Annotated in this window: 16 protein-coding genes; 1 reads left to right on the top strand and 15 read right to left on the bottom strand. The window is 73.2% G+C overall.

Translation table 11 applies throughout. The features are described 5' to 3' along the window. Positions 1-14: 14 nt before the first annotated feature. The 5 genes from HOO61_RS18440 to HOO61_RS18420 form a co-directional block, all read right to left on the bottom strand. Positions 15-428, bottom strand: coding sequence for an MmcQ/YjbR family DNA-binding protein (locus HOO61_RS18440; RefSeq protein ID WP_172261177.1), 414 nt, complete (start codon positions 426-428; stop codon positions 15-17). Beyond that, positions 425-1,087: a ribulose-phosphate 3-epimerase gene (gene rpe / locus HOO61_RS18435; RefSeq protein ID WP_172261175.1), complete on the bottom strand. Its 663-nt coding sequence runs from the start codon at positions 1,085-1,087 to the stop codon at positions 425-427. Before rpe ends, HOO61_RS18440 begins: the two co-directional genes overlap by 4 nt. 10 nt (positions 1,088-1,097) lie before the next feature. Further along, complete coding sequence (locus HOO61_RS18430; RefSeq protein WP_172261173.1) at positions 1,098-2,045, bottom strand: lipid kinase; 948 nt, start codon at positions 2,043-2,045, stop codon at positions 1,098-1,100. Positions 2,046-2,109: 64 nt separating this feature from the next. Continuing rightward, positions 2,110-3,084 (bottom strand): non-homologous end-joining DNA ligase, encoded by a 975-nt coding sequence (gene ligD, locus HOO61_RS18425; RefSeq protein WP_172261171.1) that lies wholly within the window; start codon positions 3,082-3,084, stop codon positions 2,110-2,112. A 39-nt stretch (positions 3,085-3,123) separates the two neighbouring features. Next, a complete protein-coding gene (locus tag HOO61_RS18420; protein ID WP_172261102.1) occupies positions 3,124-4,233 on the bottom strand; it encodes a hypothetical protein in 1,110 nt (369 codons plus the stop codon). 202 nt (positions 4,234-4,435) lie between these two features. On the opposite strand from HOO61_RS18420, the gene HOO61_RS18415 reads away from it, so the two are divergent. Further along, positions 4,436-5,185 (top strand): AAA family ATPase, encoded by a 750-nt coding sequence (locus HOO61_RS18415; RefSeq protein WP_172261169.1) that lies wholly within the window; start codon positions 4,436-4,438, stop codon positions 5,183-5,185. A gap of 24 nt (positions 5,186-5,209) precedes the next feature. Here HOO61_RS18415 and HOO61_RS18410 read toward each other — a convergent pair whose 3' ends face one another. The 10 genes from HOO61_RS18410 to mihF form a co-directional block, all read right to left on the bottom strand. Beyond that, the gene (locus tag HOO61_RS18410) at positions 5,210-6,535 is read right to left on the bottom strand and encodes a transcription antitermination factor NusB (RefSeq protein ID WP_172261167.1); all 1,326 of its coding nucleotides are present in this window, start codon (positions 6,533-6,535) and stop codon (positions 5,210-5,212) included. Further along, the gene (locus HOO61_RS18405) at positions 6,528-6,941 is read right to left on the bottom strand and encodes an MmcQ/YjbR family DNA-binding protein (protein WP_172261165.1); all 414 of its coding nucleotides are present in this window, start codon (positions 6,939-6,941) and stop codon (positions 6,528-6,530) included. Before HOO61_RS18405 ends, HOO61_RS18410 begins: the two co-directional genes overlap by 8 nt. Then, positions 6,938-7,879, bottom strand: a complete 942-nt coding sequence (fmt, locus tag HOO61_RS18400; RefSeq protein WP_172261163.1) for a methionyl-tRNA formyltransferase — start codon at positions 7,877-7,879, stop codon at positions 6,938-6,940. The genes HOO61_RS18405 and fmt overlap by 4 nt, the downstream gene beginning before the upstream one ends. Positions 7,880-7,892: 13 nt before the next feature. Beyond that, positions 7,893-8,438: a peptide deformylase gene (gene def, locus HOO61_RS18395; protein WP_172261161.1), complete on the bottom strand. Its 546-nt coding sequence runs from the start codon at positions 8,436-8,438 to the stop codon at positions 7,893-7,895. 172 nt (positions 8,439-8,610) lie between these two features. Continuing rightward, a complete protein-coding gene (locus HOO61_RS18390; RefSeq protein WP_172261159.1) occupies positions 8,611-10,617 on the bottom strand; it encodes a primosomal protein N' in 2,007 nt (668 codons plus the stop codon). Positions 10,618-10,746: 129 nt separating this feature from the next. Further along, entirely contained in the window at positions 10,747-11,949 is a 1,203-nt protein-coding gene (gene metK / locus HOO61_RS18385) for a methionine adenosyltransferase (RefSeq protein ID WP_172261157.1), read from the bottom strand. A 72-nt stretch (positions 11,950-12,021) separates the two neighbouring features. Then, positions 12,022-13,239 (bottom strand): bifunctional phosphopantothenoylcysteine decarboxylase/phosphopantothenate--cysteine ligase CoaBC, encoded by a 1,218-nt coding sequence (gene coaBC / locus HOO61_RS18380; protein ID WP_172261155.1) that lies wholly within the window; start codon positions 13,237-13,239, stop codon positions 12,022-12,024. 13 nt (positions 13,240-13,252) lie between these two features. Continuing rightward, positions 13,253-13,564, bottom strand: coding sequence for a DNA-directed RNA polymerase subunit omega (gene rpoZ, locus HOO61_RS18375; RefSeq protein WP_172261153.1), 312 nt, complete (start codon positions 13,562-13,564; stop codon positions 13,253-13,255). 29 nt (positions 13,565-13,593) lie between these two features. After that, the gene (gmk, locus tag HOO61_RS18370) at positions 13,594-14,151 is read right to left on the bottom strand and encodes a guanylate kinase (protein ID WP_216659123.1); all 558 of its coding nucleotides are present in this window, start codon (positions 14,149-14,151) and stop codon (positions 13,594-13,596) included. Between the two features lie 74 nt (positions 14,152-14,225). After that, on the bottom strand, positions 14,226-14,549 hold the full coding sequence (gene mihF, locus HOO61_RS18365) for an integration host factor, actinobacterial type (protein WP_172261149.1): 324 nt from the start codon (positions 14,547-14,549) through the stop codon (positions 14,226-14,228). Between the last annotated feature and the right edge of the window lie 8 nt (positions 14,550-14,557).

Raw genomic sequence — 14,557 nt, 5'->3', positions numbered from 1 at the left:
CTACGGACCCGTTCCTACGGCTCGAGGTCCCGCGACGCGAGCCACGCGCGGCCGCGACGGTCCGACGCCTGCGCGAGCCACGCCTCTTCGACGATCTCGACGAGCTCGTCGCGCTGGATCTCACCCACCCGCGAGGCACGCAGCAGCACCGACGGGTGGCCGTCGAAGTGCGGGGTCGTGAAGAACGGGAGACCCTCGTCCTGGAGCAGCGCCTGCTTGTCCCCCTCGGACGCGACCCAGATGACGACGACGTCGTCGTAGCGCTCCCCCGTCTCGGGGTCGACCGCGTCAGGTCGCGGCGTACGGAAGAAGACGAACGACTTGCCGCCGACCTGGTAGACCGGGTTCCTGTCCGGACGCGCCACGCTCACGTGCGGCATCGCACGAGCCGTGGCGTGGATGTCGTCGACCGTCGCCGGACGGCTCACGTCGAGACGGCCTCCGCCGCCGTCCTCAGCTCGCGCACCATGGCGTCAGGGTCGTCGGCGGAGTAGACGGCCGAGCCGGCGACGAAGACGTCGGCGCCCGCCTCGGCGCACCGCTCGATGGTCTCGAGCGACACCCCACCGTCGACCTGGAGCCACGTCTCCACGCCGTGCTTGCGCATCAGCTCGCGCGCGGTGCGGATCTTGGGCAGGCACAGGTCGAGGAACTTCTGGCCGCCGAAGCCGGGCTCGACGGTCATGATGAGCACCATGTCGAGCTCCGGAAGCAGCGCCTCGTAGGGCTCGATCGGTGTGGCGGGCTTGAGCGCCATCGACGCGCGGGCGCCCTGGGCGCGGATCTCGCGGGCCAGCCGCACCGGCGCCTTGGCGGCCTCGGCGTGGAAGGTGACCGAGCCGCAGCCCGCCTCGGCGTAGGCCGGTGCCCAGCGGTCGGCGTCCTCGATCATCAGGTGCGCGTCGAGGGGCTGGGAGGCGTGCTTGCCCAGCGCCTCGATCACCGGCAGGCCGAGGGTGAGGTTGGGGACGAAGTGGTTGTCCATCACGTCCACGTGCACCCAGTCGGCGCTGGGGATGCGGGCCACCTCGTCGGCGAGGCGCGACAGGTCGGCGTTGAGGATGCTCGGCGTGATCTGGATGCCCACGGGGACGAGCCTAGTGACCCCGGGTGCCGTCGAGTCGCGCGGCTCGGCTGGAGGCCGGTACGACGACGTGGAGCGCGTTGCGGCCGACCTCGAACGTCGCGGTCGTGGTGGCCGCGATCTCGCCGTCGAGGTTGACCGGCAGCGGCTCGTCGGTGACCAGGCGCATGCGTCGGGTGGTGACGTGGTGCACCCGGTCGTGCTCGACGAGGTGGCCGGTCCGCAGCAGCCTGGCGACCGAGAGGTGGTCGCGGAGCCGCCCCTGCTCGACGGCGTACACGTCGAGGAGGTGGTCGTCGATCGACGCCTGCGGGGCGACGGTCAGGCCGCCCCCGTAGTGCCGGCCGTTGCCGACGGCGACCTGCATGAGGTCCGAGAGCTCCAGCGTGGTGCCGTCGTCGAGCTCGAGGCGGGCGGCGAACGGCCGGTGGGAGCGGTAGGCCGCAAGCGTCGCCGCCGGGTAGGCGAAGCGCCCGAGCCGCTGCTTCAGCGCCGGGGTCAGCCGCTGGGTGACCGCCACCGACAGGCCGACGGAGGCGACGTTGAGGTAGGCACGCCCGTCGACGCGACCGAGGTCCACGTCGACGACGTGGCCGTGGACGAGCGTGTCGACCGCGGCCGCGAGGTCGCCGGGGATCTCCAGGGTGCGGGCGAAGTCGTTGGCCGTGCCGAGCGGCAGCACGCCGAGGGCACCGGAGGTGTGGGCGACCATCGCCGCCGCGCACCCGATCGTCCCGTCGCCGCCGCCGACCACGAGGAGGTCCGGCTCGGACTCGACAGCGACTGCGAGCGCCTCCAGCAGCTCGAGACCGCCGTGCACCGGGTGCACCGTCACGTCGTCGGACACACCGCGCATCGCCGCCTCGACCAGCGGCAGTGCCCGTGCCCCCTGCCGGGCTGCGGTGTTGACGACGACCGCGACCCGGTCGGTGCGGGGCTGGGCCGAGCTGTGCTGGTGCATCCCTCGACGGTAGGTCGCGAGGGTGAGAGGACCATGAGGACGGCCTGTGTGCCGGCTGTGGGGCCTACGCCTCCTCAGGCTCCGGGGGCGCCTCGGCGCCCTCGGCCTCGTCGCGCACCGCCCACTCCAGGAGTGGGCCGATGTCGAAGGGGTGGTCGTCGATGTCGGCGTGCAGGTCGCCGATCTGCGCGAAGCGTTCGGGCATCGTGAAGATGGTGAAGTCGTCGGGCACGCAGTCGTCGACCTCGTCCCACCGGATCGGCGCCGACACCCGGGCCTCGGGGACGCCCCTGACGGAGTAGGCCGCCGCGATCGTGTGGTCGCGGGCGTTCTGGTTGTAGTCGACGAAGAGCTGCGTGGGGTCGCGGTCCTTGCGCCACCAGGCGGTGGTGACGTCTCCCCCGGCCCGCCGCTCGACCTCCCGCGCGAAGGCCAGCGCGCCGCGTCGTACGTCCTGGAAGCCGTGGTCGGGCGGGATCCGCACGTAGACGTGCATCCCGGACCCACCGCTGGTCTTGGGGAAGCCCACCGCACCCAGCTCGTCGAGCACCTCGTGGACGACGTGGGCCACCCGCTGCACCGTGGCCCAGTCGCACTCCGGCCCGGGGTCGAGGTCGATGCGCCACTCGTCGGGCTTCTCGGTGTCGGCGCGCCGGCTGTTCCACGGGTGGAACTCGACCGTCGACATCTGCACCGCCCAGATGACGCTGGCGAGCTCGGTCACGCACAGCTCGTCGGCCGTCCGCTTCCACCGGGGGAAGAACAGCTGGACGGTCTCGACCCACTCGGGCGCGCCCGCCGGCAGCCGCTTCTGGTGCACCTTCTCCCCGGCCAGGCCCTTGGGGAACCGATGCAGCATGCACGGGCGCTCGAACAGCGCGTTGACGATCCCGTCGCCCACGGCGAGGTAGTAGTGCACCAGGTCGAGCTTGGTGGCCCCGCTCGGGGCCGCATCGGTGGGCGGGAAGTACACCCGGTCGGGGTTGGTGACCTTGACGACGCGGTCGTCGACCTCGACCTCGGTGAACGGCGACGCCATGTCGAGGAGCCTAGCCGTGAGCGCCGACGCCAGAGGTTCTCAGGGCGCAGGAGCCTCGGACTCGCCCTGCTGGCCGCCGTCCTGCTGGCCGCCGTCCTGCTGGCCGCCGTCCTGCTGGCCGCCGTCCTGCTGGCCGCCGTCCTGTTGGCCGTCTGGCTGCTCAGACGGGGCCTGCTGCTCCGGCGGCTGCTCAACCGTCACCGTCACGGTGTCGGACCAGCCCTCGTCGGCGTACTGGCTCTGGGGACGGTGCCAGCGGAACTCGGTGGTCTCCGCGACGGGTACGACGACGCGCGCCACGCCGTCGCGACCGGCGAGGACGGCCTTGCCGACCGGGGCCCACTGGCCGCCGGGGGCCCGCGACTCCAGCACGAGCGGGTCGCCGGTCACCCGGCCGGAGCCGTCGGTGACCCGTCCGATCAGCTCGACCTCCTGCCCCGGGTCGGCCTGCTGCTTGGAGGCTGCGACGGTGGTCGTCAACGAGACACCCTCGAAGTCGAGGGTCGAGCCGGATGCGCGCACGGCGTCGAGGTTGAAGGCCTTGCCGTCACAGCCGAAGCCGGTGACCGCGAACCCCGCGCCGTCGCCGTGCGCTGCGGCGAACTGGGCGGGCGTGGCCGAGCCGACCCGGTCGACCGTGGCGCCGGAGGCGAGGTCGACCAGCGCCCAGTCGTAGGACAGCGCGGCGGAGGAGACCGTGGTCCAGGAGCCGGCCGGGACCGACACGGCCGCGCGACCGCGCCATGCGGTGCCCGCCGGGCTCTGCCGGGTGACGGCCATGACCCACGAGACGCCAGAGCTCCCACCGGTCGCCGCGACCGCGACCGAGGTGTCGAGGGCGGCGAGAGAGCCGAACGAGGCGTAGGGACCGGCCGCGCTGCCCGCGCCCGACGGGACGAGGCCGAGCGAGCGGCGCCCGAGCGGGGCGGCGTAGGGACCGAGGTTGATCCGGGACGCGGGAGCAGCGGCGGCCCCCAGCAGGTCTGCACACCCGACGTAGGTCAGGTAGACGTCGGGGTCACCCGTGGCAGGGCCCGACACGGTGCGCGTCCCACCCGCCGCATGCGCGGGAGCGGTGACCAGGGTCGTCCCCATGGTCATCGTCAAGGTGGTGGCGGCCACGGCCGTCATGATGTTGCGCACGTGCATGGATTCCTGCTCCCCGTGACACGGCACACCCCTCCGGTGTGCCGAGCTGACTCCATCATGGTGGTCAAAGCAAAGGATGTGAACCGTCCAGGCGTGGAAGTCACCCCAATTGGTGGCCAATCCACGGACAACCTTGGGCCGGGCTGTGGCCTCGGCCCGTCTGAGGCGACGGACTGTCCGAGGCGCCGGCTAGGTTGACGACATGCCGCTGCGGGGTCAGGACGTCGCTCGCCACCCCGTGCGCCGCGTCGAGGCGAGCGCCGGTCAGGCTCTCGCCGCCCACCGCTACCCCGCGTCCATCCCCGCCGTCGCCCAGGTGCTGCGCGACGGCCTCGACCTCGGCCCGGGTGTCACCTTCCTGGTCGGCGAGAACGGCTCCGGCAAGTCGACGCTGGTCGAGGCCGTCGCCATCGCGTTCGGCCTGTCGCCCGAGGGTGGCAGCACGCACAGCCGGCACTCCTCGCGGGCGACGGAGTCACCGCTCGGCGAGGCGCTCCAGCTGGTCAGGGGCCCCGGGGCGAGCAGGTGGGGCTTCTTCCTGCGCGCCGAGACGATGCACGGCTGGTACTCCTACATCGAGGACCATCCGAGGACGAGTGGTGACGACGACGTCGCCTTCCACGAGATGAGCCACGGCGAGTCGTTCCTCGCGGTGCTCGAGTCGCGGTTCACCGGGCAGGGCTTCTTCTGCCTCGACGAGCCGGAGGCGGCGCTGTCGTTCTCCTCCACGCTCGGGCTCGTTGCCGCGCTGCAGCGGGTGGTGGCCCGCAAGGGACAGGTGCTCTGCGCCACCCACTCCCCCGTGCTCGCCGCGATGCCCGGCGCCCGGATCCTCGAGGTCGGCCCGTGGGGGCTGCGCGAGTCCGCCTGGGAGGATCTCGAGGTCGTCGACCACTGGCGACGCTACCTCGCCGAGCCGTGGGCCTACCTCCGTCACCTGCAGGACGACTGACGCCCCAAGGTCCTCGTCTCGCCGTCAGCCGCGGCGGCGCAGCGTGGCGGCGAACATCGCGTCGGTGCCGTCACGGTGCGGCCACAGCTGGAAACGGTCGACCTCGTCGGTGTCGTCTCGGCGCTCCAGCACGGCGCGTACGACGTCGCTGGTCTCCACGACCACCGGCGAGCAGGTCGCGTAGACCACCACCCCACCCGGGCGGACCGACTCCAGCGCCGCGTCGAGCAGGACTTGTTGGATCGCGACCAGCTCCTCGACGTCCTGGGCCGTACGACGCCAGCGCGACTCCGGGCGACGCCGGAGGGCACCGAGCCCCGAGCACGGCGCGTCGACGAGCACGCGGTCGAAGGTGCCCGGGAGCCACGCCGGGCGTATCCCGTCACCGGCCAGCACGTGTGCGGCGCCGGCCGGAGCAGCACGCAGGGCCGAGGCGACGAGACCGGCGCGGTGGGGCTGGCGCTCGTTGGCGACGAGCACGGCTCCGCGCTGCGCGGCGAGGGAGGCCAGCAGGGCCGCCTTGCCCCCCGGTCCGGCGCACAGGTCGAGCCACCGCTCGTCCCGGCCGTCCACCGCGGCGTCGGCGAGCGCGAGGGCGACGAGCTGGGAGCCCTCGTCCTGGACGCCGGCTCGTCCCTCGGCGACCGCAGGCACGGCGGCCGGGTCGCCGCCAGCGAGCGTGACGGCGTACGGCGACCGGCCGGTGCGGGTGCCGCCCGCGGCCTCCAGCTCCTCGACGCTCGCCATGCCCGGACGGGCGACCAGGGTGACCCGCGGCGGGGCGTTGTCGGCCTCCAGCAGCGCGTCGAGCTCGTCGTCGGCCCCGAGCGAGGCGGTCAGCGCCTCACCCAGCGCGTCGACGACCCAGCGCGGGTGGGACCGGGCGACCGCGAGGTGGCCCCGAGGGTCGTCCTGCCGATCGGGGGTGACCTCGGCGACCCAGGCGTCGAGGTCGCGTCGGCTGACCTTGCGCAGCACAGCGTTCACGAGCCCGGCGGGCCCCTGGCCGACCGTCGCACGGACGAGGTCGACGCTGGTCGAGATCGCCGCGTGGTCGGGGACGCGCATGGAGAGCAGCTGGTGGGTGCCGAGCCGCAGGACGTCGCGCACCTCCGGCTGGAGCTTCGGCCTGGTCAGGCAGGCGTCGATGACGGCGTCGTACAACCCGTGCATCCGGATGGCCCCGGACGAGAGCTCGGTGGCGAGCGCAGCGTCACGGCCCTGGAGCCCGTGCTTGCGCAGCACCTGGGGCAGCACGAGGTTGGCGTAGGCGTCGTCGGTGCGCACGGCCGTCAGCACGTCGAGCGCCGCGCGCCGGGGTTTGTCGACGGGGCGGCGGCGCTCACCCACCGAGGTGCTCCTGCACGAGCTTCTTCGGCGCCCTGGCCGCCCATGCGTCGGTGATGATCTCCTCCAGCTCGTCGCGGCTGATCTCGCCGAGCCGCGACAGCTGCACCAGCACGGCGCTGTAGCCCTTGAAGTGGTCGATGGTGAAGAACGGCGTCGACCCGTCCTCGACCAGGGCGTGCTTCTCCACCTCGGTGGGCGTCGTGATCACCACCAGGTCGTCGTACATCTCCCCCGTCTCGGGGTCGACCGCGGTCTTGTGCGGCGCCCGGTAGAGGACGAAGCCCCTGCCCTTGTCGCCGCGGGGGACCTTCCACGTCGGCCGGTCGCCCCACGAGATGCCGAGCTCGGTCTCCGGCAGGCTGCCGCAGATCTCGTCGACGTCCTCGGGACGCGCCGGCGTGCTCACGACGGGGCGTCCTGCTCGCCGAGCCGGGTGCCCGACTCGAGGCGTACGCCGCGGGCCCAGTCGGCGGCGGCCATCTGCTTCTTGCCGAACGCCTTGACCTGGCCCAGCTCGACGGGCGACGTGGCGGTGCCGACGTGGACGGCGTTCTTGGTGACCTCCATGACGCCCGGCTCGAGGGGCTCCCGGTCGACGGGGCGCACCGGCCCGATCTTGATCCGCTCGCCCTCGAAGGTGCTCCAGGCGCCGGGGGCGGGGTCGCAGGCGCGCACCTGGCGGTCGATCGCGACGGCGGGGTGGGTCCAGTCGATGCGGGCGTCGTCGACGAGGATCTTCGGCGCGAACGAGACGCCGTCCTCGGGCTGCTCACGTGCCTCGAGCGTGCCGTCCTCGATCCCGTCGAGGGTCTGCACCAGCAGGCCGGCTCCCCCCTCGGCGAGGCGGGCGAGGAGGTCTCCGGCGGTGTCGGTGGGCCGGATCGTCTCGGTCATCACGCCGAAGACCGGTCCGGCGTCGAGCGCCTTGACGATGCGGAAGGTCGTCGCGCCGGTGACCTCGTCGCCGGCCCACAGCGAGTGCTGCACCGGCGCGGCGCCGCGCCACGACGGCAGCACCGAGAAGTGCAGGTTGATCCAGCCGTGCGGCACCAGGTCGAGCGCCGACTGCGGGAGCAGCGCACCGTAGGCCACCACGGGGCAGGCGTCGGGACGCAGCGCGGCGAGGGCAGCCTGGAAGTCCGGGTCGCGCGGGTGCTCCGGCTTCAGGACGGGTACGCCGAGCTCCTCCGCCCGCTGGGCGACCGGGCTGGCGACCAGCCGACGACCGCGACCGCTCGGGGCGTCGGGCCGGGTGACGACCCCGACCAGCTCGTGGCGGCTGGCGGCGATCGCGTCGAGGGCGGGCACGGCGACCTCTGGGGTGCCGGCGAACACGACGCGCATCAGCTCGTGGCCTTCATCGGGCGAACCCGTTCGTCGGGTGGGGGCTCAGCCGGACCGTCGGCCGCTCCAGGCCGAACCACTCGGACTGGCGGATCTCCCTCATCGCCGCCTTGCGGGCTGCGGTGTCGAGCCTGTCGATGAAGAGGATGCCGTCGAGGTGGTCGGTCTCGTGCTGCATGGCGCGGGCGAGGAGCTCGGAGGCCTCGATGCGTTGCGGCTCGCCGTACATGTCGAAGCCGGTCGCGACCACCGACAGCGCGCGGAGGCAGTCGTAGGTCAGCTCGGGCAGGGAGAGGCACCCCTCGGCGCCGTCCTGCGTCTCGTCGGAGAGCTCGAGGGACGGGTTGACCAGGTGGCCGACCTCGCCCTCCACGTTCCAGGTGAAGACCCGCAGGCCCACGCCGATCTGCGGCGCCGCGAGACCCGCCCCCGGGGCCGCGAGCATCGTGTCGGTCAGGTCGGTGACGAGCTGGCGGACCTCGCGGTCGAAGTCGTCCACCTCGATCGCGCGCTGGCGCAGCACGGGATCACCGAAGAGACGGATGGGCTGGACGGCCACGGAGCTCCTTCGCTCGTCGAGGTGGTGGGCGTGCTCGGGGTCGACCGGGCAGTGGCCAAGTCTAGGGAGCGGTCGTCATGACGTCATGGCCGGTGGTCCTCGGGGCGGCCGGGCGCCATGACGCACGACGCCCCCGCAGGCGACGGGCCGGCGGGCCGGGCTGTGGGCGGCCTCAGATGGTGAGCGGGTCGACCTGGATCCGGACGGGGTCGAGCTTGCGGGCCGAGCGGACCCGCTGGAGGTCACCGAGCGAGCGGGAGAGCGCCTCGCCGCTCGAGCGTGGCACGCGGAGCAGCACCCGGTGCTCGTCGTCGGCCGGGACGGGGCCGAGCACCTCGGCGCCGTCGGGCAGGTCGAGCAGGTGGAGGACGTCGTCGAGGGCGCCGAGGTCACCGGTGACCGTCGCGAGCCGGGCGGCCGGCGGCAGGTGGGCCTGGGACCGCTCGTGGACCTCCCGGCGAGCGAAGCCGGCGGGGTCCCAGCGGACCAGCGCCTGGAGCGCCGGGTGCGCCGGGTCGCCGACCGCCACGACGTGACCACCGGGACGAACCAGCACGGCCGCGTTGAACCACCGGCGCAGGGCCTCCTCGGCAGCCCGCAGGTCGGCACGCGCCAGGCTCAGCCAGGTGTCGAGGACGACGACGGCCGCGTAGCCCTCCTCGGCAACTGGCTCGGCCCCGACGGTGGCGACGACGAGGTCGGGTGACGCGCTGACCCGGTCGACCACGCGATCGCCGCTGGAGCTGCGCACCGTGGTGCCGGGGAACATCCGGCCCAGCTCCTCCGCGGTGCGGGCCTCCCCACGCACGGGAGCGCGCAGGCCGTGGCCGCCGCAGGTGGAGCAGGCCCACGCCGGCTCGACGTGCCCGCACCAGCGGCAGTGCGGCGGCACGGCCGGACCGTCGACGACCAGCGGACCGGTGCACACGACACACCGGGCGGGCGCGCGGCAGGTGTCGCACGCCAGGGAGGCGGCGTAGCCCGCGCGCGGGGTCTGCACGAGCACGGGACCGCCCGCGAGGCCGCGACGGATGGCGTCGTAGGCCGCGCGGGGGACGCGGGTGCCGACGGAGCGGTCCTCGGCCGGCACGACCTCGACCCGGGCCCGGCTCCGCAGCACCTGGCGGGGCACCGTCAGCTCGTGCGCCCAGCCGGAGGCGACCAGCTGCTCGGCCTCCGGGGTGCGGGCCACTCCGCCGAGCAGCGCCGCCGTGCCCTGCTGACCGGCCCGCAGGAGGAGCACCTCACGGGTGTGCGGGTAGGGCGCCCGCGGCTCGGCGTGCAGGTCGTCGCCGTCGTCCCAGATGACGACGAGCCCGAGGTCGTGCACGGGCGCGAAGGCGGCGGAGCGGGTGCCGACGACGATGCGTCGCGCGCCGCGGCAGACGGCCAGGAAGTCGCGGTAGCGAGCGGCCGGGCCGCCGTCGGCGGTCAGGCACACGTGGTGTCCCGGCAGCAGGTGTGCCAGGGCGGCGTCCACCCGGGCGACGTCGCGGCGGTCGGGGACGCAGACCAGCACGCCGCGCCCGGTGGCGTACGTCGTGGCCACCGCCTCGGCGACCATGGCGGGCCAGTCGTCACCGGGTGCGGCCGACCACACGGCTCGGGGCGCCTCCCCGGCGCCGAGGCGCCGGAGGAACGCGTCGGCGTGCTCGACCGCCGACCACGCCGTGGGCGCGTCGAGGTCCGGCGGGGCGGGTGCGGGAGGTGAGTCGACCTTCTCCGTGGCGGCGTGGCGGGGTGGGACGGCCAGGCGCAGCACGTCGGACCGGGCACCGGCGTAGCGTCGGGCGAGGACCTCGCTGAGCTCGACGATCTCGGGGGCGAGCACAGGCTCGGGACTCACCACCCGACGCAGCGGCTGCAGGGCGCCGGTGTGGTCGGTGGTGCTGGCGCGCTCGACGACGTAGCCGTCGACGTCCTGGCCGGCGAAGCGCACCTTCACCCGGGCACCCGGGACAGCGGACTGGGCCATCGCGGTGGGGACGGCGTAGTCGAACGGGCGGTCGAGGTGGGCGAGCGCGATGTCGACGAGCACCCGGGCGACGGGGTCGGTCTCGGCCGGCTGCCACGCCGCGGCCTTGCGGCGCCGGGTGGCAGCCGCCTTGGCCTTCGCGTCGTCGACGGCAGCACGAAGCCCCGGGAGCATGTCTGCTTCCGGGGCTTCGTGGGTGCTCATGCGGCCGATTGTGTCAGCGGGCGCCGACACCCCGACCTGGTGGGGAACTCCGACACCTGGTGGGGGTTGTGTGCCCCTCCAGGTGCGGACCCCCCGCTCGAGCGGGGAGTCCCCGAGGGGCGCCGGGCCTCAGATGCCGACGGCGGCCTTGAGCTTGTCGGCGCGGTCGGTGCTCTCCCAGGTGAACTCGGGGAGCTCGCGGCCGAAGTGGCCGTAGGCCGAGGTCTGGGCGTAGATCGGGCGGAGCAGGTCGAGGTCACGGATGATCGCGGCCGGGCGGAGGTCGAAGACCTCGAGGACGGCGTCCTGGATCTGCTCGTCCGTGACGACGCCGGTGCCGAAGGTCTCGATGAACACCCCCACGGGAGCGGCCTTGCCGATGGCGTAGGCGACCTGCGCCTCGCAGCGGGTGGCCAGACCGGCGGCCACGACGTTCTTGGCGACCCAGCGCATCGCGTAGGCGGCCGAGCGGTCCACCTTGGAGGGGTCCTTGCCGGAGAACGCGCCGCCGCCGTGGCGGGCCATGCCGCCGTAGGTGTCGACGATGATCTTGCGGCCGGTGAGGCCGGCGTCGCCCATCGGGCCACCGATGACGAAGGTGCCGGTGGGGTTGACCAGCATCCGGTAGCCCTCGGAGGGCAGGTCGAGCTCGGCGAGCACCACGTCGATGACGTGCTGCTTGATGTCGGCCTCGAGCTGGGCGTGCTCGACGTCGGGGTCGTGCTGGGTGGAGAGCACGACGGTGTCGATGCGCAGGGGGCGGTCGTTCTCGTCGTACTCGATGGTGACCTGGGTCTTGCCGTCGGGACGGAGGTAGCCGAGCGTGGCGTCCTTGCGGACCTCGGTCAGGCGCTGCGCGAGCCGCTGGGCGATGGTGATCGGGAGCGGCATCAGCTGCGGGGTGTCGTCGCAGGCGTAGCCGAACATCAGGCCCTGGTCGCCGGCGCCGCGCTTGTCGAGCTCGTCCTCGGACGAGCCCACGCGGGACTCGTGACCGGCGTCGACACCGGCGGCGATGTCGCTCGACTGGGCGCCGATCGCGACCTGCACGCCGCAGGTGTGGCCGTCGAAGCCCTTCTCGGAGGAGTCGTAGCCGATGTCGAGGATCGCCTTGCGGACGATGTCGGCCACCGGGGCGTAGGCACCCGTGCGCACCTCACCGGCGACGACGACGAGGCCGGTGGTCAGCAGCGTCTCGACGGCCACCCGCAGGTTGGCCTTGTCGGGGTCCTCGGCCATCAGGTGGTCGAGGACCGAGTCGCTGATGCGGTCGGCGATCTTGTCCGGGTGACCCTCGGTCACGGACTCGGAGGTAAAGAGGCGTCCAGCCACGTCGTCACTCGCTTCTTCTGTCGAACGGTTCGGTCAAAACGTACCTGCTGACCAGCATCCGGGACGTGTGTCTCACCCGGCGAATCGCCGGGCGACCTCGTCCCAGATGACGTGGGCGAGCGCGGTCTTGGACCCGCGCGGGACCTCCACGGCTGCCCCGTCGGCCGCCAGGACGACCGCCTCGTTGTCGGCACTGCCGAAGACCGCTCCCCCGCTGACGTCGTTGACGACGAGGAGATCGCAGCCCTTGCGGGCCAGCTTGGCCCGCCCGAGGTCGAGCACCGAGCCGGTGGCGTCACCGGTCTCGGCGGCGAAGCCCACGATGACGGCGTCCTCGCGGGTCCGGTCGTGGGAGATCTCGGCCAGGATGTCGGGGTTCTGCGTCAGCTCGATGGCCGGCGCGGACCCGTCGTCGGCCTTCTTGATCTTGGCCTGGCTCACCGCGGTGGGCCGGAAGTCGGCGGGGGCCGCGGCCATCACGACCGCGTCCGCCGTGGCGGTCGCGGTGACGACCGCCTCGCGCAGCTGCTCGGTCGTCTCGACGTGTACGACGCTCACGCCGGCCGGGTCGGGCAGGGTCACGTTGGCGCTCACGAGGGTGACGTGGGCTCCGCGCGAGGCTGCCGCCCGGGCGAGGGCGTAGCCCTGCAGGCCGGATGACCGGTTGCCGAGGAAGCGGACCGGGTCGAGGTACTCGCGGGTGCCGCCGGCGGAGACGACCACCTTGCGCCCGGCGAGGTCCTGGGTGGCGTCGGGTCCGCGGTCGAGGAGCCCGCGCACGAGCTCGTAGATCTCGGCCGGCTCGGGCAGCCGGCCCTTGCCGGTGTCGGCGCCGGTCAGGCGGCCGACGGCGGGCTCGATGACGAGCGCGCCGCGCGCGCGCAGGGTGGCGACGTTGGCCTGCGTGGCGCGGTGCTCCCACATCTCGGTGTGCATCGCCGGGGCGAACACCACCGGGCACCGTGCGGTGAGGAGCGTGTTGGTGAGCAGGTCGTCGGCCAGACCGTGGGCGGCCCGGGCGAGCAGGTCGGCTGTCGCCGGCGCGACCACGACCACGTCGGCCTGCTGGCCGATGTGGACGTGGGGCACGGCGTGGACGTCGGTCCACACGTCGGTGGCCACCGGCTTGCCCGACAGGGCGGACCACGTGGGGGCGCCGACGAACTGCAGCGCCGAGGCCGTGGGCACGACGGTGACGTCGTGCCCCGACTCGGTGAACCGGCGCAGCAGCTCGCAGGCCTTGTAGGCCGCGATGCCGCCGGTGACTCCCAGGACGACCCTGATGGTCATCGGGAGGCTCGCGTCACTCCGTGGCGTCGCCGGCAGCAGCCTCGGCGGCGGCGGCCTCGGCGGCGGGGTCGATGTCCTCGCAGGTCAGGAGGTCGTCGTTGATCTCGCGGAGCGCGATCGACAGCGGCTTCTCCTGGACGTGGGTGTCGACGAGCGGACCGACGTACTCCAGCAGGCCCTCGCCGAGCTGGGAGTAGTAGGCGTTGATCTGGCGGGCGCGCTGGGCGCTGTAGAGCACCAGCTTGTACTTGCTGTCGGTCTTGGTGAGCAGGTCGTCGATCGAGGGGTTGGTCACGCCCTCGGCGGCGATGGTGGGAGAAGCCACGGTGTGGGTGCCTCGCTAGTCAGATCTCGTCAGGGTGCGGATGGAGCAGGTCCAACCATCAAGGCTACCAACTCGTCGGCAGCGGCGTGAACTTCGTGGTTGACGATGGTGACGTCGAACTCGCTCTCGGCGGCCAGCTCGGCCCGGGCGGTCTCGAGGCGGCGCTCCCGCTCGGCCTCGGTCTCGGTGCCGCGCCCGACGAGACGTCGTACGAGCTCGTCCCACGACGGGGGCTTGAGGAAGACGAACAGGGCCTCGGGCATCGTCTCCCGCACCTGCCGGGCGCCCTGCAGGTCGATCTCGAGCATCGCCGGGTGGCCGGAGGCCAGGGCGAGGTCGACCGGACCGCGCGGGGTGCCGTAGCGGGCCGCCTTGTGGACCACGGCCCACTCGAGGAGGTCGCCCTTGTCGATCATGGCGTCGAACTCCTCGTCGGAGACGAACCAGTAGTGCACGCCGTTCTCCTCGCCGGGGCGGGGTGCGCGCGTCGTGGCGGACACGGAGATCCACACCTCGGGGTGCGTCTCGCGCACAGCGGCGGCCACCGTGCCCTTGCCCACGGCCGTGGGTCCGGCGAGGACGATCAGCCGGGAACGGGTGGGGGTGGAACCGGCAGGGGTGGTGCCGGTCGAGCCGGCGGCAGGCGTCTCAGCGGGATCGGTCACGAGGCGTCGGGGCCGAACTCACGCTCGAGCGCAGCGACCTGCTTGACGCCCAGGCCGCGCACGCGGCGGCTCTCGGCGATGCCGAGGCGCTCCATCGTCTGGCGCGCCCGCACGCGGCCGAGGCCGGGCACCGACTGGAGCAGCTCGACGACACGCATCTTGCCGATGACCTCGTTGGTCTGGCCCTCGCGGAGGACGTCGACGATCGAGCCGCCCGAGTTCTTGAGGCGGTTCTTCACCTCGGCCCGCTCGCGTCGGGAGGCCGCAGCCTTGTCGAGGGCTGCCTGGCGCTGCTCGGGCGTCAGAGGGGGCAAGGCCACGAAAGCGA

Source organism: Nocardioides sp. zg-1230 (assembly GCF_013155335.1).
GTDB lineage: Bacteria > Actinomycetota > Actinomycetes > Propionibacteriales > Nocardioidaceae > Nocardioides.
This window is presented reverse-complemented; position numbering and strand designations above follow the sequence as displayed.